Origin of the sequence: Paenibacillus sp. OT2-17 (assembly GCF_009827695.1) — a bacterium.
Taxonomy (GTDB): domain Bacteria; phylum Bacillota; class Bacilli; order Paenibacillales; family Paenibacillaceae; genus Paenibacillus; species Paenibacillus polymyxa_B.
Genome location: NZ_WUDQ01000043.1, coordinates 1 through 20,521 on the forward strand (window position 1 = coordinate 1; position 20,521 = coordinate 20,521).

Genomic DNA, 20,521 nt, shown 5'->3' on the forward strand with positions numbered 1-20,521 from the left:
CTTTGGTAATCATTCTCAGTGGATATGACGAGTTCCAGTATGCGCGCGAAGCGATTCGCTGTGGGGCACGGGAGTATTTGCTCAAGCCAATCGTAAGGGAGGAACTGTTTGGTGCGCTGGCAGTTTTGAATGAGGAATTGAAGCAGAGGAACCACCTCATATACGATGGTGTTGTCAGCGTAGAGAAAGATAGACCAGCTGGCGCGAGCGCCATCGTCGATAGAAGCGGTAGCATGACACGTGCTATCCAATACATCCATGCTCATTACAGCGAGGATTTGAATATGGCAGTAGTATCCAATTCAGTATCCTTGAATTATACGTATTTTAGTCAGGCGTTCAAAGCCTATACAGGCCTTAGCTTTGTTCAATATGTAAAAAGGCTGCGCATTACAGAAGCCAAAAAGCTGCTGGAGTGCCAAGGGGGCAAGATTTATGAAATTGCCGCTAACGTGGGCTTTGACAATGCAAAGCACTTTAACAAAGTGTTTCGTGAGCTGGAGGGGATGACCCCGCAGCAGTTTCGAGTGCAGAATCAAAGGGGTAATTAGATATAAAGAGGCGGAAAACTTCACTGCCTTTTTAACCTTATCCTGATATAATAAACGTAAGCATAACCATCGCCTTCAATCAGAGAGTTTGTACACAATCACACGAATCGCCGAACGGAAGGGGAGAGCATATGGTTATTTATGAAACGGACCAAGCTTATATTATGACGACGCAGCATGACCATGCCCATATTTCAGGTGAGTTGGCTTCACAATGGGAAGAGAGTGCCTTCAAGAATAGACGTCATAAGCAGGATTTTGTATATGCAGCAAGGGAGCATGATCGGGGCTGGATACAGTTAGACGCTGCTCCTTTCTGGAATGATCATGTGTCTGCACCTTATACGTTTATTGATTTTCCGCTCAATCCTCGTTTTGTTTTCTATCGTCTTGGGATTGATGAAGTCGAACAAGGTAATACGTATGCGGCGTTGCTGTGTAGCTTGATGTACAAGGAGCTAGTCGGACGGACCGAGCATCAAAACGCTCAGGACAAGCAGATTACGCATGCTTATCAGGAAGCGGAGGCACAGCGTCGTCAGAGGCTCAAACAGGAGCTGGCATGTGGCGTAACCTTCGACCATCAAGTGCGGACGGATGTACGGAGAATGTTGTTTTGTGACGAATTGAGTCTGTTTTTGTGCAGCCGAGAGCCGGGTACGCCTACAGCAGATTATGAATGGTTTGCTGAAGGTTTAAGCTTCCCGGCTGTTCGACATGAAAGCGGGCGAGTTTGGGCCGAGTGGCTATCGGATCAGACTGTAGGTCTTTCCTTTTTTCCTTTCAGGGGCAAGGTAGGGATTACTCATACCTTTAAGAAGGTGGACAAGGAGAAGATTCGTACCTTTGGTCTCCTAGAGGCTTACCGTTCTTCTGAATGGACGCATCGAACCTTTACCGTTGAACATATCATGGAAGTAGAAGAACATAAGGAGAATGCCTGACCGTCTACGGATACAGCCTCGAACAATATTTTGTTCGTAGACGCAGAGAAAAGTCAGAGCAAAGCCTCCCTGAACCATGCTTCAGAGAGGCTCGCTTTTTTCTAGCTTTAACATTTTACGATTTTGCAGATGTTTTCGCACGATTGACAATAGTCTGTACCTTATTCAATACCTTATCGCGTGCCCCTTTATTTTTCATCAGATACGTAACACCCATTCCCAATGCGGCTACCACCCATTTTTTATTCTTCATGAATAACGCCTCCTTATGATCATGTTGTCATACACGCTTGCTTTAAAAGCATCCAAAATGTGAAAAGATGAACGGGATTTTACGATTTAGTGATTCCTTGCACTCGTTCCGCATAACTATGATTTTACCCTTCTCCATCAAATCTTACCCGTTCCTTCGCCAATGAAACGATTACGACTGTCTTTTCATGTTTAATGGATATTATTAAATATCCCGCCACAATTGCTTCAGACGCACATGACAGGGAGGTCTTTGTTATGAGAAAGAAGGAAGTGGTTGCCATGCTGCTCGCCGGCGGACAAGGCAAAAGACTCAAAGGACTTACCCGTACACTAGCCAAACCGGCAGTATTTTTTGGAGGAACTTACCGCATTATTGATTTCCCTCTCAGCAATTGCACTCATTCTGGTATAGACACCGTAGGCGTATTGACCCAATACGAGCCGTTGGTGCTTCATTCCTATATCGGCGTTGGGAGCGACTGGGATTTGGATCGCCTGGATGGAGGAGTTTTTGTTTTACCACCGCACGAGAAAGAAAATGGAAACAACTGGTACAGAGGCACGGCGGATGCAATTTATCGAAACCTGCATTTCTTGGATCAGTATGACCCAGAGCATGTACTCATTCTGTCAGGGGATCACATTTATAAAATGGACTACAGTCGAATGCTCCACTATCACAAGGAGAAGGAAGCAGACTGCACCATTTCTGTCATCAATGTCACGATTCAGGAAGCCAAACGATTTGGGATATTGAACGCCGATGATGATCTGAAAATATATGACTTTGAGGAGAAGCCTGATCAGCCGAAAAGCACATTGGCCTCCATGGGCATTTATTTGTTCAAATGGGAGGTGTTACGTCGCTATTTACTGGAAAGTGCAAGCGATTCTGAATCCTCACATGATTTTGGCAAGGATATCATTCCATTGCTGCTTCAGCATGGCCGGTCGTTGTATGCGTACCCGTTTGCCGGGTACTGGAAGGATGTAGGTACCATTCAGAGCTTGTGGGAGTCCAACATGGATCTTCTGGTTCAGGATCCGCCTTTGGATCTGAACGATCCTTTCTGGCGCATCTATACCCGCAGTCCCAATCAACCGGCCCAGTATATAACCCAACGGGCAATCCTCAAAAACAGCATTGTAAATGAAGGCTGCATGGTGGATGGAGAAGTAAGGCATTCTGTACTATTTTATGGGGTCGAAGTAGGTGAAGGGAGCGTCATTACCGATTCTGTCATCATGCCAAACGTAAAAATTGGGCGCAATGTACGTATCCACCGGGCTATCGTGAATGAGAACATCGTTATTGAAGACAACGCGTTTATCGGACCTGAAGATAGTTCTGATGAGATTATTTTGTTCGATCAGGAAAGCCAGCTTCATGCACGAATTTAACCCGGATAAGGACGGTGTCTGCTATGAGCCGACTCATTGGAGTTATCAACCTGGATCACGAACTGGATCAGTTGAAAGAGTTGACCTATTTCCGGTGCGGGGCCGCAGTCCCCTTTGCCAGTCGATATCGGCTCATTGATTTTACCTTATCCAACATGATGCATGCAGGGGTGCATGATATTGCACTGTTTATCCGCCGCAAATACCGTTCGCTGCTGGATCATCTGGGTGAAGGCCGGCCTTGGGATTTAGACCGCAGACGGGGCGGGTTGTTTATTTTGCCACCGGACTGGAATGATCCGACGGATGCATCACGTGGGGATTTGCAGCATGTGCACAACAATCTGGACTTTTTCCATCGCTCATCGGGGCAAACCATTGTTCACGCAGGAACTCAGCATGTCAATAAGGTTGATATCGAGGATGTATACCGTTATCATCGGGAGAAAAATGCAGATGTTACCCTCGTATATAAACCCATAGACCAGCTCGAATCTGAGCATGCTCCTTGTGCACGACTGGAGATTGATGAGAATGGACGAGTAACTGGTATTCATCAGGAGCAGGATCATCATAATATTTATCTGGAAATGTTCGTAATGGACAAAGGCTTGTATCTGGATCAGGTGAAGCATTGCATTGCCCATCAGGATAATCATTTCTTTCGCGATGCCATCCAGAAAAACCCAAGTGGACTGCGCATTTATGCGTATCGTTATGAAGGTTATCATGCGGTCATTAATTCTATCGAGAGCTACTATAAAAATAGCATGAAGCTGCTGGATCAGGAGCAGTATCATGCACTGTTTCAGAATCAGCCGGTGCATACCAAAATCAAGTATGAAGCCCCGACCCGTTATACGCACAGCGCCGAGGTGGATCATTCACTTGTTGCCAATGGCTGCACCATTGGGGGCAAGGTCGAGAACAGTATTCTTTTCCGTGGAGTACGGGTGGAGGAGGGTGCGCGGGTAAGCAACTCGATTATTATGCAAAAATGCGTCATCCGTAAAGGGGCAGTTGTGGAGAATGTGGTTTTAGATAAAGATGTACAGCTTTCACCAGATCGAACTCTGATTGGAGACATTAGAGTTCCCTATGTCATTGCCAAGAATAGCGTAATTTAAAGGATATACTTAGCCATTAAAACGGAAATAACAGGAGGTACAACTTTGTTCAGCAATAAAGAAGCATTTAAGCAGGCTTTTTGAGAGCAACTGGTCGGAAGGCTGGGCAAACCGATGCAGGAGGCTCAGTCGGAAGACGTATATAAGGTTTTGGGTGGCATGATTCGTGAGCAAGTCGGCAAGAATTGGGCAGAAACGAACCAAGCCTACAAAGAAGGACAAGAGAAGCAGATTTATTATTTTTCACTGGAATTTTTGATAGGTCGTCTATTGGGCAGTAATCTGCTGAATTTGGGCGTACTGGATATGGTTCGGCAGGCATTGGGTGAACTGGGCTGGGATCTGGAGGAAATTGAAGAACAGGAGGCGGACGCGGGGCTAGGCAATGGTGGTCTCGGCCGCCTGGCGGCTTGCTTCATGGACTCGCTGGCATCCCTTGGCTATGCAGGACATGGTTGCGGTATCCGATATAAATATGGTCTGTTTGAACAGCGTATTGTGGACGGCAATCAAGTTGAACTGCCGGATTACTGGCTACAGAAAGGGAATGTCTGGGAGGAACGCCGTCCTGACAAAAAGGTCGAGGTTCATTTTTGGGGAAGAGTGGAAACCCGTGAACAGGAGGGACGTCTTGTATTCGAGACACAGGATGTCGAAACGGTCTGGGCTGTCCCTTACGATATTCCGCTGGTGGGCTATGGTCATGCGCAGGTGAATACGCTGCGGATTTGGAGTGCGGAATCAGCGCTTGATCCCGTTCGAGGACCGATTCGAGGCGAGGGCGGTTATTACCGCTTTCTCGACTACAATCGATCGGTGGAATCCATCTCGGCATTTCTATATCCGGATGACTCCAATTATGAGGGGAAGCTGCTTCGCTTGAAGCAGCAGTATTTCCTGTGCTCGGCCGGATTGCATCTGGCAATGATACGCCTGTAGAAAATCCTGAAAGCTTTGCGCTGAGGGCTGAGGCTGGCGATGGGAAAGTCGATTTATCCTGGGACGCTTCCAGCGGAGTTGTAGGTTACAGCGTACAGCGGGCAACGTATGAAAACGGTCCTTTTGCTGCTGTAGCATCCAACTTGGTCGAAACGTCTTATACGGATACGAACGTAACGAACGGCACTTCTTATTATTATAAAATAACCGCAAAAACAAAGACGGGAACGAGCGAATCTAATGTTTTGAAAGCGGTTCCGCGAACGCCTGTAGACGAACAGGATCGCTATGAAGCCGAAGATGGCACGCTGAAGGGAACCATTGTGGAATCCAGCGGGACCGGCTTCTCCGGTACTGGTTATGTAACTAATTTCCACAATGCAGGGGATTCCCTGACGATGACGATCCAGGCAGAGGCGGCAGGCTTGTACAATCTTACAATCGGCTACCGTTCGCCTCATGATGACAAACGCACCAACTTCTCTTTAAACGGCAAAGCGTCTGGCGAGCTGGTACTTTGGAAATCGGCTGATTTTAAAGAAACCTCCGGTGGTAAGGTTCTGTTGAATGCAGGGGCGAATACGATCGGTTTTGAAACAGGCTGGGGCTGGTATGATATCGACTACGTCAAGCTGGAGCCAGCTGCTGACCGTCCACCACATGCAGTAACCAAAACGCTCACCAATCCGAATGCGACGGTAGAAGCAAGAGCATTGATGAACTATCTGGTTGATCAATACGGGAAGAATATGCTTTCCGGTCAAGAGGATATGCCCGAAATTGATTGGCTTCAAGCGAATGTAGGTAAAAAGCCGGCTATTGCGGCACTTGACCTGATTGACTATTCCCCAAGCAGAGCGGAACACGGTCTTAGTTCCACAGAGACGGAAAAGGCGATTGAATGGGATAAGCAAGGGGGCATCGTTACCTTTGCATGGCACTGGAACGCGCCGAAAGGTCTGATCGATACGCAGGGAAAAGAATGGTGGAGAGGCTTCTATGCCGATTCGACTACATTCGATATAGAATATGCGATGAATCATCCAGAGTCCGAAGATTATAAATTGCTTATTCGCGACATCGATGTGATTGCAGGGCAATTGAAGAAGTTGCAGGATGCGAAAGTTCCTGTCCTGTTCCGTCCTTTGCACGAAGCGGAAGGCAAATGGTTCTGGTGGGGCGCTAAAGGTCCTGAGCCTGTTAAAAAATTGTATATTTTGATGCACGATCGTTTGACTAATGTGCACAAATTGAACAATCTGATCTGGGTCTGGAACTCTGTTGCTCCCGACTGGTATCCGGGACATGAGTATGTGGATATTTTGAGCTTCGACTCTTATCCGCAAGCAGGCGACTACAGCCCGCAAATTGCAAAATATGAAGACCTTGTTACATTGGGCAAGGACAAAAAGCTAGTTGCCATGAGCGAAAACGGACCTATCCCGGACCCTGATCTGATGAAGGCGTATCAAGCCCATTGGAGCTGGTTCGCTACATGGTATGGGGATTTCTTGAGAGACGGCAAACAAAACAGTCTTGAGCATCTGAAAAAAGTGTATAATCATCCGAACGTCATTACGCTTGAAAAGCTCCCGACTAACTTGAAAACGTATGGCATTACCGAGCAACCATCAGTACCGGGCAGCTTCACGCTGAACGCAGCGGGCGAAACGGCGAAAGTAAAGCTGAGCTGGACAGCATCAGCGAATGCAGCAAGCTATGAAGTGAAGCGTTCGACGGTTGAAAACGGCGCGTTCGCCACAGTAGCGAGCGATGTATACGGAAGCAGCTACACCGACACAGCCGTAACAGCAGACACGACGTACTATTACCAAGTCGTAGCGAAGAACGATGCAGGTCAAACGGTTTCGAACACGGCTAGCGCAGCGCCGAAAGCGGATACTCAGCAGCCGACAACGGAATTGGTGCTCCAGTATCGCACAGCGGATACAAATGTGAACGACAATCACTTGAACCCGCATTTCCAAATTTTAAACAAAGGTACAATCTCCGTACCGATCAACGAGTTGAAAATTCGCTACTACTACACGATCGACGGTGACCGTGAGCAGACATTCAACTGCGACTATGCGGTGCTGAGCTGCTCTAAGCTGAATGGTAAGCTGGTTAAAATGGATAAAGCTGCAACCGGTGCTGATTATTATTTGGAAGTCAGCTTCAACTCGGATGCAGGCGTGTTAGCCTCTGGAGGAAGCACGGGCGGAATTCAAACTCGTATTCATAAAGCAGACTGGTCGAACTATAACGAAAGTGACGATTACTCGTATAAAGGTACGCAGACTTCATTCGACGATCATACGAAAGCTACGTTGTATCATAATGGCGTACTTGTTTGGGGAACCGAACCGACAGCTAATTAAAATGATATAAATACCATCGCTGAAATGAGCAGGGGGATTTAGTATCCTACCTGCTCATTTTTTTGTACAAAAACCCTCCAAGAGATATGTTTGATTATTATATTCAGGTTTAAGAAATCACGAACTAAAATTACCTTATAATGTTAGAAGAGACGAAAAATATAATTCTTCAAGCTAAAGAGGGGGATTAGCATGGAACATACACCTACGATCCGCTCGAAGATAGAGACAGAACTAACTCAGAGGGGCTATAGCTTTAGCAGTTTTAGTAAAATATCTGGTATTAATCGTGGTACATTCAGCACCATGTTGAACAGTAACCCGCCTAAGCCGATCTCGGTTCGGCAGATGGACTTGATTACCAAGGCATTAGGATATCCCGAAGGCTGGTTGTATGAGTTATACATAGATGAATGCTTTTATGAGGGAAAAGGACACTGGAAACGGATTAAGCCTTTTTTATTACGTTGTGTAGAGTTAGGGAGGGAAGACTGTATTCAAAAGGTACTGTCAAGACTAACCGAGGACTTGTCCTATGTACCGACGATATTTGAGCTTGCAGAAGAACTACACGAAGCAGAGAAGTACGGTCATGAATTAAAAAAACTGGCTTATGTAAATTATATGAATCAGTAAATAACGAAGGGGAAAAGAAGAGCAACTACATGGTTGCGTGCAGAGAGACATTTGGTATTTTACTATGGATACGGGTTCCTTTCTGTCTCAACAGCTTTACAAAAGAAAGGATGTATTAAGGAGGCAAGGGCAGAGCTTGAAGGCTATGCAGATTTAAGTTGGTTTAAAGGGCTTGATTCAGAAGGTGAAGCAGATGTGGAGCAATTCCGTGTATGGGCTAAAGCCAACTCTTATACTTTAGATTTACTCTTAGGCAAGAGAGATATGTATATAACTTTCCTCGAAAATCACCCTGAAGAGATAAGTTCTGGGCTTATAACCATACTAGAAGCTGCTAATATGTATAATTTTGATATAGACTCTATTATTGATAAATACTCTGAGCGAATAAAGAGATTACAGGAGTCTGAGGTTGTTAAACAAATGACCTATTATTATTGTTACATGTATCAGCTTGCCATTTACCATTACAGACGTGGGAGAATACTAAAAGGGCAAAAGGATACCCTTAATTATCTTTCATTATCCAAGCAAAGAAATTGGTTTGAGCCACCAGTTTCTATTGAGAGTCTTCAAGATCATATGCAATTAGACTAGGCCAATTTTAAGGGATTGGTCTTTTTTTATTGATTATTTTGTAAAAAAAGAAATGATATGTTTATTTTATTGCTAGTTGTAACACATCAAGAATTATAATTTCTTTAGAGCTAGTGGGAAGGGGGATAGGTTTAAGATAAATAACCGTGCATAATTTAAAGCAATTGGCTCAGTGGATGAAGATGCTTCAGCGGGAACATACCAAGAGTGACGCCCTTTTTAACAAGGAGTTAAAACTACCTGTTTGGGGAGGGGTTCCGGGTGTGAAAATTTGATGACACGAAGTAAGAATAACCGGGAGAATAACCAGATCTAAGGAGACGAAAATTCCACCAAGATCTGGTTGTACCTTTGGGATTAATATAGCACCCCGGATAAGAAGGGAAGGGATATAAAAACTCCTACTTTTTTTGAGAATGATCCTTCCAATAAAAATAAATACAAAGAAAAAGCAAGATAAGTGGAAATAAGTAAAAAGCATCATTGTACCCTATAGAATGTTCACGTTTTAAATAGTACAAATACCAAAACATAGACATGCTTGATATCAAAGCTAGGGTACCGCTTATTGAGTACATGTATATCGCTCCTTTACAAAGTGTAATATCACAACCACCGAGAAAAGATGGTATTGATCACATTATAATACAAATATATGTCCGGGAGGAAAAAACATGAAAAAAATTGCAATTATTCTTTCTACTTTAATACTTTTTGTTGTGGGCACTCCTAATATTTATGCAGCACAGAATGACTCGGTAGTACCTCAACCAGATGTTGTTGCTACGAGTATCGAGATCGACGGAGCCTATAAAACTGTTACTTTGGATAACGGTGATGTTATGTCCTTTGTGACCCAAGAAGATTACGATTCATACGTAGCTGCTTCAAATAACAAAAATACAACAGTACGGCTAGAAGCGGCTGATTCCGTGATAAAACCTTCTAATACACGTATTGAAAATACGCTACTTTCAACTACTACAAAAGACCACCAATGGATCAATTATCATTCAGAGACTCCGAATTGGTCAAAAGCGAGTAATTATACAATCACTGGTGGTAAGACGTATAATGCGTCCACTACGCTAAAGTACGATGATCTTTCTTTTACTGTCGGAGTTGCATACACCTATTCAGTATCAACGCAAATTCCGGCAGATGCTAATAGATTTAGTAGATTAGGTGTCTGGGCTGATTTAACTCTTAAAAAATATAGAGCTGTGCAATATGATAATTATACTGGACAGAGAATAAGTTCATGGGAATTTGTTTCCTCTAATGCTCGCAATACTTACATTGCGCCTGCTTACCAATAAGACATAAGTGAAGTGGTAGCTTATAAACTCTACTAAAAAAGAAATAAGAAGGGCGTTCTTGGATCAATCCGAGAGTGCCCTTTTTGCATGAAATAATCAAAAATAATTTAAGACAGGGAAGGAGGGCATCATGGCCGCTACTATCAATACATTCGTGTACTGGTTGTTGTTTCAGGCTTAATTTATATTGGATGAAGAATTTTAACGTTATGTATTTCATTCAACTATTCAATTATCACGGGATTCGTTAAAAAAAGACTTCTGTCTAAGGCATCATAAATTAAAGTGGATATATAGACCATATATTTCACTATTTTCGTAATTTTGTACTGAAATGAATTTCCTATAAGATGGATTTTACATATAAGCACCACTTACGCTATGTCTAAAACTTATTGAGGGGGATTGGCATGGAACATACACCTACGATCCGCTCGAAGATAGAGACAGAACTAAAGCAGAGGGGTTACACATTTAGCAGCTTCAGTAAAATATCTGGAATTAACCGTGGTACATTCAGTACCATGCTGAACAGTAACCCGCCTAAGCCGATCTCGGTTCGGCAGATGGACTTGATTACCAAGGCACTGGGATATCCCGAAGGCTGGCTGTATGAGTTGTACATAGATGAATGCTTCTACGAGGGAAAAGGGCACTGGAAACGGATTAAGCCTTTTTTAATGCGTTGTGTGGAGTTAGGAAGAAAGGACTGTATTCGAAGGGTATTGTCGAGGCTAACCGAGGACTTGTCCTATGTATCGACGGTATTTGAGTTTGCAGAAGAACTGCACGAAGCAGGCAAGGAAAAGGAAGCGATCCCCTTTTACGAGTGTGTGGTAGAGAACGAAAGGTACCATCATTCCGAGCGGTTGGCAATCAGCCAGTTTAGGCTATTTTCTTGTTCTTTAAACAAAGATTTAGAGAATAATCGTCAACAAGCTATAAAATTTGCTCCTTATCGCAAAAATTTGCCTGAATCTCATCAATTGGATGCTTTATTAAAGCTGGCAAATGTGTACTACCAAGTTGATGATTGTGAGACAACTATACGATATACAAGAGAACTTGAGGTAATTGCCACAAATATTTATCAGCAGCAGATTCAGGCTAGATTAAGAAAACGTGAAGTTAAGCCTCTAAATACAGAAAGACATCTAATCGTCTATTATGGTCAAGCCTATTTAACGCAGGGGAATGCCTACGAGAAACAGGGGTTATACAAAAAAGCTATGGAGTTCATCCCCTACTATGCAAATTTAACTGATTTTGAAGGTCTAGATGAGGTTGGTATGTTAGAGGCACGGAAATTTGAAATGTGGGCGGAAGCAAACCGCTTGAATTTAGAAATTCTGATGGGAGATATGACTAATTTACCTGCCTATGTAGAACTTATTAGGAATAATCCTCAGGAAATATTACTTGGGTTACTAACCATATTAGAGTCTGCCAATACTTATAATTATATGATAGACGAATATTTAATTCTTTTTGGAGAGAATATTAATGAGTTTAGAGACTTACGTACAAATATTTCTTATTACAAGACGAATTATAATCTAGCAAACTATTCCCGTTTTTTTCTTGAGCTTAGTCGCTACTATTTTAATAAAGGGAACTATTCTGAGGCAATAGACTGTATGCTGAATAGTTTAAAGGCAACTTCACAGTTAAACGATAAGGCTTACTATATCAAGTCTATCACGTTGTTGTTTGAGAAATATAAGGATCATTCGACACATGAACAACGGACAGAATATGAAAAAGTGATTAAAGCAGTGGAGAACAATATCAAGGAAATGACTTTTTAGAATACAAAAGGGCTATATAATCTACTACTCTAAGTAAATTATATAGTCCTTTTGACATATTACGTGTATGACTACTCGGGAAAAAGTTAATTTTTTAGTTAGTTGCCTGAATCATCGAAGTTATTTTCAGAAAGCTCACGCTCTGAAGAGGTAAACAGTTCTTTTAAAATACGATAAGCTTTATTCTGATCCGCTTCATTCTGCTGGGAAAGGATATGAACGCATTCCCATATCCAGGGCTGACTTTTGAGTTCTTTAAAAGGATTAAAATCAAAAAATGCAAATACATTGGTGTCTAGCGCTTCGGCTATTTTCTCCAAAGTTTTAATTTGTACATTGACCTCACCGCGCTCCAACTTGCCGATATAGGAACCTGTTGAATCGGATGCTTCTGCTAACTGTTCTTGTGTAATACCCCGCAATTTTCGAAATTGACGGATTTTCGTTCCTAATAGTTTGGTTGTTTCCATAGACACCCACACTCCTATAGTATGAGTGTAGACAAAGCTGGATTAAGCGTGGAGGTAATTAAATTACCTTAATTATTCGATATTTAGTTCTTGTAAGAACTATTTTAATAAACATCAAATTCCATAATATAATAAAACAGTGTAGAAAAGGGGTTGACCGTCATCCAATTTATTCATATAATTTCTAGTATATTGTAATTGATTGTCGAGGAGGGTGATTTTTTAAAATCCTCTGAATACGCCGGGGGTGTTTTTATTGGAAAATGCAACCACGATCCGTTCGGAAATTGAGAAAGAATTAAAACTAGGTGGCTACACTTTTAATAGTTTTGGACAAGCTACGGGGCTTAACCGGGGCATATTTAGTGCTATGCTTAACGGCAATCCGCCTAAACCTATCTCGGTAAGACAAATGGACTTGATTACCAAAGCCTTTAATTATCCAGAAGGCTGGTTGTATGACCTGTATGTGGATGAATGTTTTTATGATGGAAGACCACATTGGAAAAGGGTCAAGCCGTTCCTGATTCGTTGTGTTGAAGTAGGAAATTTGCGATGCGTGGAGAAAGTGCTCTCACGCTTAATGGAAGATCTTAACCACATTCCAACAATCTTTGCTTTGGCAGAGGAGCTTTATGAAGAAGGGAAGTTAAAAGAGGCAATTCCTTTCTATGAATGTGTCATTGAAAATGAGAAATACCAACATTCAGAGAGGTTGGCAATTAGTCATTATAGAATTTTTTCAATCTCTGTTAGTGAAAGTATGGAAAGAAATTTGGAGGCCGCCCTAAGATTTGTACCCTTTAGAAATCGGGTACCCTTAGAATATCATTTAGATGGTTTGCTTAAACTGTTAAATCTTTATCACAATTTGCATCAATGGAAAGAAGCGGAGCGTTATGCGGATGAATTAAGAGCGCTTACAACTATTGTATGTAAAAGTAGAGAAACTAATAAAAAGAGTTTTACATTGAAAACTGAAAGACATTTAGTTGTCTACTATGGTCAAGGTTATTTGATGAAGGGAATTGCATTGGAAAAACAAGAAAGATATGAGGAGGCCATGAAGTATATTTCTGGCTATGCTGATCTGAGTTGGTTTGAAGATTTAGGGGAAATTGGACAAAAAGAAGTACAAAAGTTCACCCTTTGGGCAAATGCTAATCAACTTAGCTTGAAAATTCTTATGGGCGATACAAGTAGTTTACCAATGTATATTCAATTTCTGAAAAATAACCCACCCGAGATTTTGTTGGGTTTATTAACGATAGTTGAGTCGGCTAACAAGCACGGTTTTTTAATTGAACATATTCTCCAACAGTTTTCTCATGAATTGGCCTCATTTAATAATGAATTATCTATGAAAGCCAGCTACTATAAACAGTCATTTAGTTATGACACTTATGCTGATTTGTGTTACCAACTGGCCATATATATGTTTAATAACCTTTCCCATGAAAAAGGCATCTATTATGTTTTAAAAAGCTTGAAGAAATGTCTGGAAATCAGCAGTAAAGAAAAGTTCATGATTTGTACAGCATTATTTGAAAGGTTTAGAAACAAAGCAACAAAAGACCAAAAATCAGAATATGAAGGTATCATGGAGGAGGTTTTAATCAATGCGAGTAAAAAACCTTAAATACATGCTGATTATGGGTTTTTTTAGCTTTTTAGCATTCTCTCATAACATTGTTGTTTTTGGACATGGTGCAGGAGGTTAATAGTCATCAAAAAACCAGCCTTACTGAGGCTGGTTTTTTGATTCATCCCGTTAAAGGGATGAATTGGGTTTTATTATATTTTTAACCTGTAGGGAAGGTATCAGCTTGTAAACTAATGTAAATACCACACCGAACAGGAGGTTTATTGATGTGAAATGGAAACAATTGGAGGAATGCATCGAAGAAAAGCGGAAGGAATTAAATGATTTGGCGAATGAGGTGGGATTGAAGGATCGGCGGGTGTTAATCAAGTCCATGGAGTTGGATCGACTCCTTAATAAATACAGCGACTGGAAATATAGCTATCATAGACAACAGAGCATACCCCAAAGTTCACAAATACAAGAGAAGCAACACGAGCTTGTCCTATCTTATTAATCTTCAAGTATCATGACAAGATAAAACCTAACTTCACCAGGGCTTCTAATACATAGTGGGATATAGAATAAACAAAATAATCTCTATTGCATCTCGTACGCCGCTCTTATACATGTTGTTCGTACGGTTTATTGTTCTGCGTCTACATCAGAGCGGAAGCCATGTATTAATGATGAATATGTATCAAAAAAACCTCCCGATTCACGTTATTGCGTGACTCAGGAGGTTTTTGGGTTTTACTGTTGAAGCTGGCGCAGCACGGTGATTTCGACACGGCGGTTTTTTTGTCGTCCAGCTTCGGTGCTATTGTCACCAACCGGCCGGGTATCTGCATAACCCGCATACTGAAATCCTGAGGGTGAAAGTTGCTCTCTGTCGAGAAAGAATCGGAGTACAGATAGTGCCCGTGCGCCGGAAAGCTCCCAGTTATCCTTATACGTCGATGAGTTCGAGGAGCGAGTGAACGGAATGTTGTCCGTATGGCCCTCAATACTAATCGGTGTTTTCAAATCTCGAAACAGACTGGCCAACTTGGATAGCGTGTTGGCAGAGCCTTGCTTGAGTGCAGCTCTACCTTGATCGAATAAAAAGCGGTCATTCAGTGTAATGACAATACCACGCGGCTGATCTGACACGAAAATCTGGTTTTCCAGTTTGTTGTCCGTAATATATTCTTGAATGACACCCATTAGATTTTGCAGCTCTTTTTCCTGCGTGCGGAATGCTTGTTCACGTTCGGTGAGCTTTGTCGATCCAGCTTCCTTTTTATTGGCTGCCGGTTGCTTGGTCGTGGGTGGATTTTTGCTGGTGTAACGATCGGCAGTACCTGTAATGCCCGAGCCTTGCTCCAAAATAGAATCTCCCTTGTGGAACGTATCCTGGAGGGATTGAACAACGACATCGTATTTTTTAGCATCCAGACTACTCATGGCATACATCACAACGAAAAATATGAGCAGCAGGGTGATCAGATCGGCATAGGTAATCATCCAGCGGTCACGATGGTCTCCGCCGCCTCCTTGACCCCCACGGCGCTTACCGCGCGCTCTCATGGAAGTCCTCCTTTGGAGAAGCGTCCTCTGTGCGTGAGCGACGAGGCGGTTTGTGATCTATATTTTGCTCTGAGCGGATAAAGAACTCCAACTTTTTGCGTACAAGCTTTGGATTCTCTCCGTTTTGGATAGCCAAAATACCTTGCAGCAGCAAATCCATAGTGATAATTTCACTCTCACTGGCAGCTCTTATTTTGGATGCGATGGGCAGGAAGATCAGATTGGCGCTAGCAACGCCATATAGTGTTGCGATAAAAGCAACAGCAATGGACGGACCAAGCGCAGTAGGCTCGGTCAGGCTGCCCAGTACATGGATCAGGCCCATGACAGTACCGATAATCCCCATCGTAGGGGCATAACCGCCTGCGGATTCAAATATTTTGGCGTATCCTTCATGTTTGTGTTCAATGGCATCTAACTCAAGCTCTAAAATCTGTTTGATCTGCTCCTGCTCGGTGCCGTCGATGACCAACTGAAGACCTTCACGCAAAAATGCATTCGGATGCTCTGATGAAGTACGCTCTAGCGCAAGCACACCGGATCGGCGTGAGGTGGCAGCCATGGAAACCAAATCTTCTATATATTGCTTCGTAGGATTCTCCTCACGGCTAAATGCCATCCGTAGAGCGGTGGGGATCGTCTTCAGCTTGGAAGCTGGGTAGCTGATCACAACTGCGGCGAAAGTTCCCCCAAATACAATTAGAGCCGATGTACCTTGAAGCAGCCCTGTAAATTCGCCGCCTTCCCATAAGAAGCCACCGATTAATGCTATGATTCCGGCGATGATGCCCAATACGATGGTGATATCCAAAATTTAATTCACTCCTATTCAAGACTTATCGTTTGCATCCACGGTAAGAAAGAGGTATAATACGGGAACAAACATTCTTATCCAACCATATTTCCCAAGTATCATTGCTCGGGAAATATCGACATAGAGTTACAGGTAAAGACGTTAAAGCTCGACTGGTGTAAAATCATGATGTTTCCATTTTAGACGATAAGGGTGATGCAGGGCAATGAGTGATATCGTTGTTAGCGATAAGACTTTTGAAATTCAGTCGGAATTCCAACCTCAAGGCGATCAACCTCAGGCCATTTTTGAATTGGTAGAGGGAATTGCAGAAGGAAAGAAGCATCAAACGCTATTGGGTGCTACGGGAACAGGTAAGACGTTTACCATCGCACAGACCATTGCCAAGTTGAATCGGCCTACGCTGGTTATTGCACATAATAAGACTTTGGCTGCTCAACTGGCGAGTGAGTTTAAAGAGTTCTTTCCGAATAACTCAGTCGATTATTTTGTCAGCTACTATGATTACTATCAACCGGAAGCATACATTCCGTCTTCCGATACGTATATTGAGAAGGATTCCAGCATCAATGAGGAGATTGATAAACTTCGCCACTCAGCGACAAGCTCTCTGTTTGAGCGTCGTGACGTTATTATTGTAGCGAGTGTCTCCTGCATTTATGGTTTGGGTTCCCCGAAAGAATATTCAAGCTTGCTGCTTTCGCTTAGAGTCGGCATGGAGAAACCCCGCAATCAGATTTTGTCCCGCTTGGTCGATATTCAATATCAGCGGAACGATATCAACTTCGTGCGGGGTACTTTCCGTGTACGGGGGGATGTTGTCGAGATATTCCCGGCTTCCCAAGGGGAACACGCTATACGTATAGAACTGTTCGGGGATGAAATTGAACGAATTACCGAGATTAATGTGCTTACGGGTGAATTGATCGGTGAACGTGATCATATTGCCATTTTCCCGGCATCTCACTTCGTTACTCATGAGGATACGATGAAGGTAGCATTGGTCAACATTGAACGTGAGCTTGAAGAGCGGTTAGCGGAGTTGAAGGAGCAAGGGAAGCTGTTAGAGGCGCAACGTTTGGAACAACGTACCCGCTATGATATCGAGATGATGAAAGAGGTTGGCTTTTGTTCCGGTGTCGAGAATTATTCAGGTCCACTGACATTCCGCGAGCGAGGAGCAACACCATATACGCTGATGGATTATTTCCCGGATGATATGCTGATCGTCATTGACGAGTCCCATGTTACGTTGCCGCAGATTCGTGCCATGTATAACGGTGACCAAGCACGTAAGAATGTACTGGTAGAACATGGTTTTCGTTTGCCATCTGCATTGGATAATCGTCCGTTGAAGTTTGAAGAGTTCGAGGACAAGGTAAGTCAAATCGTCTATGTATCGGCTACTCCAGGACCCTATGAGATGGAGAAATGCGAAACGATGGTACAGCAGATTATCCGTCCTACCGGGCTTCTTGATCCGATTATTGAGGTGCGTCCGAGCAAGGGGCAGATTGACGATCTCATTAATGAGATACGGCTTCGCATGGAACGTGAGGAACGGGTACTGGTGACCACACTTACGAAGAAGATGTCTGAAGATTTGACTGACTATTTAAAAGAAGTGGGCATCAAGGTTCGGTATATGCACTCCGAGATTAAGACGTTGGAGCGGATGGCTATTTTGCGGGATCTTCGTCTAGGGACCTTCGACGTACTAATTGGGATCAACCTGTTGCGGGAAGGTCTTGATTTGCCGGAAGTATCGCTGGTTGCAATTTTGGATGCGGACAAAGAAGGCTTCCTGCGTTCTGAGCGCTCTCTGATTCAGACGATCGGACGGGCAGCACGGAACAGTGACGGTCGTGTTATTATGTACGGCGATAAGATTACCGATTCTATGGATAAAGCGCTAAAGGAAACGGAACGTCGTCGTGCGATTCAAATTCAGTATAATGAAGAACATGGGATTACCCCGCAAACCATTCGTAAAAAGATTCGTGATGTTATTGAAGCAACTAAGGTGGCAGAGTCAAAGAATGATTACCTTCCTAATGAGACGGGTAAACTTTCCAAGAAGGAGCGTCAATCACTCATTCAGCGTCTGGAAGCAGAGATGAAAGACGCCGCCAAGAACCTACAGTTCGAGCGGGCAGCCGAGCTGCGTGATGCTTTGCTGGAGTTGCGAGCTGATTAAACATTGAGAATAAGCTAGAAGCAAAACATATGAAAATAAAATGTTTGATTGCTTTGCTTTTAAAATAGTGAGGGCGGCCTATGTGGTCGTTCTCTTTGCGATATATCACTTCCATGGGATAATCCAATGCGATATAGCATGACGTGAACTACGGCTAAGGAGATGAAACATTTGGCGAATGAAAGCATCATCATCAAAGGCGCACGCGCGCATAATCTCAAAAATATTGACGTGACGATTCCACGGGACAAGTTCGTTGTCCTGACAGGGCTTAGTGGCTCAGGTAAATCGTCACTGGCTTTCGATACGATCTATGCGGAAGGGCAACGTCGGTATGTGGAATCTTTATCTGCGTATGCCCGTCAATTCCTCGGGCAAATGGAGAAACCGGACGTTGATTCGATTGACGGTCTGTCTCCTGCCATTTCCATTGACCAAAAAACGACAAGTCGGAATCCGCGTTCTACCGTCGGAACGGTTACCGAAATCTATGACTACCTGCGGTTGTTGTTTGCCCGGGTGGGTCATCCTCATTGTCCTGAACATGGCATTGAAATTACTTCACAGACCGTTGAACAGATGGTGGACCGCATTTTGCAGTATCCTGAAAAGACAAGACTGCAGATTCTGGCTCCATTGGTATCCGGCCGCAAAGGTGAGCATAAAACACTGTTCACTGATATAGCCAAGCAGGGCTTTGTACGGGTACGTGTGAATGGAGAACTACGTGAATTGTCTGAGAAGATTGAGCTGGAAAAGAACAAGAAGCACTCGATTGAAGTGGTCGTAGACCGCATCGTAGTCAAGGAAGATGTGCGTGCGCGTCTATCCGACTCTATTGAGACGGCACTAAATCTTTCAGGTGGGCAGTTGCTTGTAGACATTATGGGGCAAGAGGAGTTGCGGTTCAGCTCCAACTTTGCATGCCCTATTTGTGGATTCAGCATAGATGAACTGTCTCCAAGAATGTTTTCCTTTAATAGTCCGTTCGGCGCTTGTCCGGATTGTGATGGGTTAGGAGTTAAAATGGTGGTTGACCCTGATTTGCTCATTCCCGATCCTGAAAAAAGTGTCGAGGATGGGGCTTTTCAGGCTTGGAGTGGTGGAACTTCCACTTATTATCCTCAATTTTTACAGTCAGTATGCGAGCACTACGGTATTCCACAGGACATTCCTGTTAGTCAATTGACGACAGAGCAAATGAACCTCATTTTACATGGAACGGGAGAGCAGAAGATCCGTTTCCGCTATGAGAATGATTTTGGTCAACGTAAGGAAGCCTATGTGACCTTTGAGGGGATTATCCCCAATCTGGAGCGTCGTTATCGTGATACGGCTTCTGAGGGTATACGTGAATTTATTGAAGGCTTTATGAGTGCAAAGCCATGTAACACTTGTAAGGGACACCGACTGAAAAAAGAAAGCCTGTCGGTAACCATTCAAGAGCGTAATATAGCTTTTGTGACAGCTTTGTCTATCGGTGAAGCCTCAAACTTTTTCCATACACTGGAGCTGAGTGAGAAGGAGAAGTCGATTGCCAATCTCATTTTAAAAGAAATTAACAGCCGCCTGGGATTCCTCGTTAACGTTGGTCTGGAATACCTGACTTTAAGCCGTGCGGCAGGCACGTTGTCAGGCGGTGAGGCACAGCGTATCCGACTGGCGACACAGATCGGGTCCAGTCTGATGGGTGTGCTTTATATTTTGGACGAGCCTAGTATAGGATTGCATCAGCGAGATAATGACCGTCTGATTAGTGCTTTGGAGCATATGCGTAATCTTGGCAATACGTTGATTGTGGTGGAGCATGACGAAGATACGATGATGGCGGCGGACTATATCATTGATATCGGGCCAGGAGCTGGAATCCATGGTGGGATGATCATGTCGCAGGGGACTCCGCAGGAAGTCATGGAAGACCCGAATTCCTT

General features: G+C 43.4%; 14 protein-coding genes and 3 pseudogenes. 13 read left to right on the forward strand and 4 right to left on the reverse strand.

Annotation, left to right across the window (positions count from 1 at the left end):
• Positions 1 to 551, forward strand: a 551-nt coding sequence (locus tag GRP75_RS09445; RefSeq protein WP_160789170.1) for a response regulator transcription factor, incomplete at its 5' end; no start/stop codon positions are given.
• A 131-nt stretch (positions 552 to 682) separates the two neighbouring features.
• The gene (locus GRP75_RS09450; protein WP_023988333.1) at positions 683 to 1,495 is read left to right on the forward strand and encodes a DUF3891 family protein; all 813 of its coding nucleotides are present in this window, start codon (positions 683 to 685) and stop codon (positions 1,493 to 1,495) included.
• Between the two features lie 115 nt (positions 1,496 to 1,610).
• On the opposite strand, the gene GRP75_RS29180 is transcribed toward GRP75_RS09450, so the two are convergent.
• On the reverse strand, positions 1,611 to 1,748 hold the full coding sequence (locus GRP75_RS29180) for a hypothetical protein (protein ID WP_023988334.1): 138 nt from the start codon (positions 1,746 to 1,748) through the stop codon (positions 1,611 to 1,613).
• Between the two features lie 257 nt (positions 1,749 to 2,005).
• Here GRP75_RS29180 and GRP75_RS09455 point away from each other — a divergent pair, with 257 nt between their 5' ends.
• From GRP75_RS09455 to GRP75_RS09485, 7 genes and pseudogenes are all read left to right on the forward strand, one after another.
• Positions 2,006 to 3,151 carry a glucose-1-phosphate adenylyltransferase gene (locus GRP75_RS09455; protein WP_023988335.1) on the forward strand — a complete coding sequence of 382 codons (1,146 nt, stop codon included), beginning with the start codon at positions 2,006 to 2,008 and terminating at the stop codon, positions 3,149 to 3,151.
• Between the two features lie 23 nt (positions 3,152 to 3,174).
• Positions 3,175 to 4,278, forward strand: a complete 1,104-nt coding sequence (gene glgD, locus GRP75_RS09460) for a glucose-1-phosphate adenylyltransferase subunit GlgD (RefSeq protein WP_023988336.1) — start codon at positions 3,175 to 3,177, stop codon at positions 4,276 to 4,278.
• 90 nt (positions 4,279 to 4,368) lie between these two features.
• Positions 4,369 to 5,193: pseudogene (locus GRP75_RS09465) on the forward strand (glycogen/starch/alpha-glucan phosphorylase); the annotation flags it as partial.
• Positions 5,190 to 7,598: pseudogene (locus GRP75_RS09470) on the forward strand (glycosyl hydrolase); the annotation flags it as partial. The pseudogenes GRP75_RS09465 and GRP75_RS09470, both read left to right, overlap by 4 nt.
• Before the next feature lie 192 nt (positions 7,599 to 7,790).
• Positions 7,791 to 8,831 (forward strand): annotated as a pseudogene (locus GRP75_RS09475) (helix-turn-helix domain-containing protein).
• Positions 8,832 to 9,505: 674 nt separating this feature from the next.
• The gene (locus GRP75_RS09480; RefSeq protein WP_160789171.1) at positions 9,506 to 10,150 is read left to right on the forward strand and encodes a hypothetical protein; all 645 of its coding nucleotides are present in this window, start codon (positions 9,506 to 9,508) and stop codon (positions 10,148 to 10,150) included.
• Positions 10,151 to 10,560: 410 nt separating this feature from the next.
• On the forward strand, positions 10,561 to 11,958 hold the full coding sequence (locus GRP75_RS09485) for a helix-turn-helix domain-containing protein (RefSeq protein WP_160789172.1): 1,398 nt from the start codon (positions 10,561 to 10,563) through the stop codon (positions 11,956 to 11,958).
• 98 nt (positions 11,959 to 12,056) lie between these two features.
• On the opposite strand, the gene GRP75_RS09490 is transcribed toward GRP75_RS09485, so the two are convergent.
• Positions 12,057 to 12,428, reverse strand: coding sequence for a helix-turn-helix domain-containing protein (locus GRP75_RS09490; RefSeq protein WP_076264483.1), 372 nt, complete (start codon positions 12,426 to 12,428; stop codon positions 12,057 to 12,059).
• A gap of 256 nt (positions 12,429 to 12,684) precedes the next feature.
• On the opposite strand from GRP75_RS09490, the gene GRP75_RS09495 reads away from it, so the two are divergent.
• Together GRP75_RS09495 and GRP75_RS09500 are read left to right on the forward strand one after the other, a co-directional pair.
• Positions 12,685 to 14,067 carry a DNA-binding protein gene (locus GRP75_RS09495; RefSeq protein WP_103744794.1) on the forward strand — a complete coding sequence of 461 codons (1,383 nt, stop codon included), beginning with the start codon at positions 12,685 to 12,687 and terminating at the stop codon, positions 14,065 to 14,067.
• A 232-nt stretch (positions 14,068 to 14,299) separates the two neighbouring features.
• Positions 14,300 to 14,527: an aspartyl-phosphate phosphatase Spo0E family protein gene (locus GRP75_RS09500; RefSeq protein ID WP_025718278.1), complete on the forward strand. Its 228-nt coding sequence runs from the start codon at positions 14,300 to 14,302 to the stop codon at positions 14,525 to 14,527.
• Between the two features lie 236 nt (positions 14,528 to 14,763).
• Here the strand turns inward: GRP75_RS09500 and GRP75_RS09505 are convergent, their stop codons facing one another.
• Entirely contained in the window at positions 14,764 to 15,579 is an 816-nt protein-coding gene (locus GRP75_RS09505) for a flagellar motor protein MotB (RefSeq protein WP_160789173.1), read from the reverse strand.
• Positions 15,563 to 16,390, reverse strand: a complete 828-nt coding sequence (locus GRP75_RS09510) for a flagellar motor protein (protein WP_160789174.1) — start codon at positions 16,388 to 16,390, stop codon at positions 15,563 to 15,565. Before GRP75_RS09510 ends, GRP75_RS09505 begins: the two co-directional genes overlap by 17 nt.
• A 208-nt stretch (positions 16,391 to 16,598) precedes the next feature.
• Between GRP75_RS09510 and uvrB the strand changes: the two genes are divergently transcribed.
• On the forward strand, positions 16,599 to 18,590 hold the full coding sequence (uvrB, locus tag GRP75_RS09515) for an excinuclease ABC subunit UvrB (protein WP_160789175.1): 1,992 nt from the start codon (positions 16,599 to 16,601) through the stop codon (positions 18,588 to 18,590).
• A gap of 171 nt (positions 18,591 to 18,761) precedes the next feature.
• Positions 18,762 to 20,521, forward strand: a 1,760-nt coding sequence (gene uvrA, locus GRP75_RS09520; protein ID WP_160789176.1) for an excinuclease ABC subunit UvrA, incomplete at its 3' end; no start/stop codon positions are given.

Coding starts and splice junctions, on each gene's coding strand:
- GRP75_RS29180 (WP_023988334.1), bottom strand. CDS start 1,748: ATGAAGAATAAAAAATGGGTGGTAGCCGCATTGGGAATGGGTGTTACG.
- GRP75_RS09505 (WP_160789173.1), bottom strand. CDS start 15,579: ATGAGAGCGCGCGGTAAGCGCCGTGGGGGTCAAGGAGGCGGCGGAGAC.
- GRP75_RS09455 (WP_023988335.1), top strand. CDS start 2,006: ATGAGAAAGAAGGAAGTGGTTGCCATGCTGCTCGCCGGCGGACAAGGC.
- glgD (WP_023988336.1), top strand. CDS start 3,175: ATGAGCCGACTCATTGGAGTTATCAACCTGGATCACGAACTGGATCAG.
- GRP75_RS09450 (WP_023988333.1), top strand. CDS start 683: ATGGTTATTTATGAAACGGACCAAGCTTATATTATGACGACGCAGCAT.
- GRP75_RS09480 (WP_160789171.1), top strand. CDS start 9,506: ATGAAAAAAATTGCAATTATTCTTTCTACTTTAATACTTTTTGTTGTG.
- GRP75_RS09490 (WP_076264483.1), bottom strand. CDS start 12,428: ATGGAAACAACCAAACTATTAGGAACGAAAATCCGTCAATTTCGAAAA.
- uvrB (WP_160789175.1), top strand. CDS start 16,599: ATGAGTGATATCGTTGTTAGCGATAAGACTTTTGAAATTCAGTCGGAA.
- GRP75_RS09485 (WP_160789172.1), top strand. CDS start 10,561: ATGGAACATACACCTACGATCCGCTCGAAGATAGAGACAGAACTAAAG.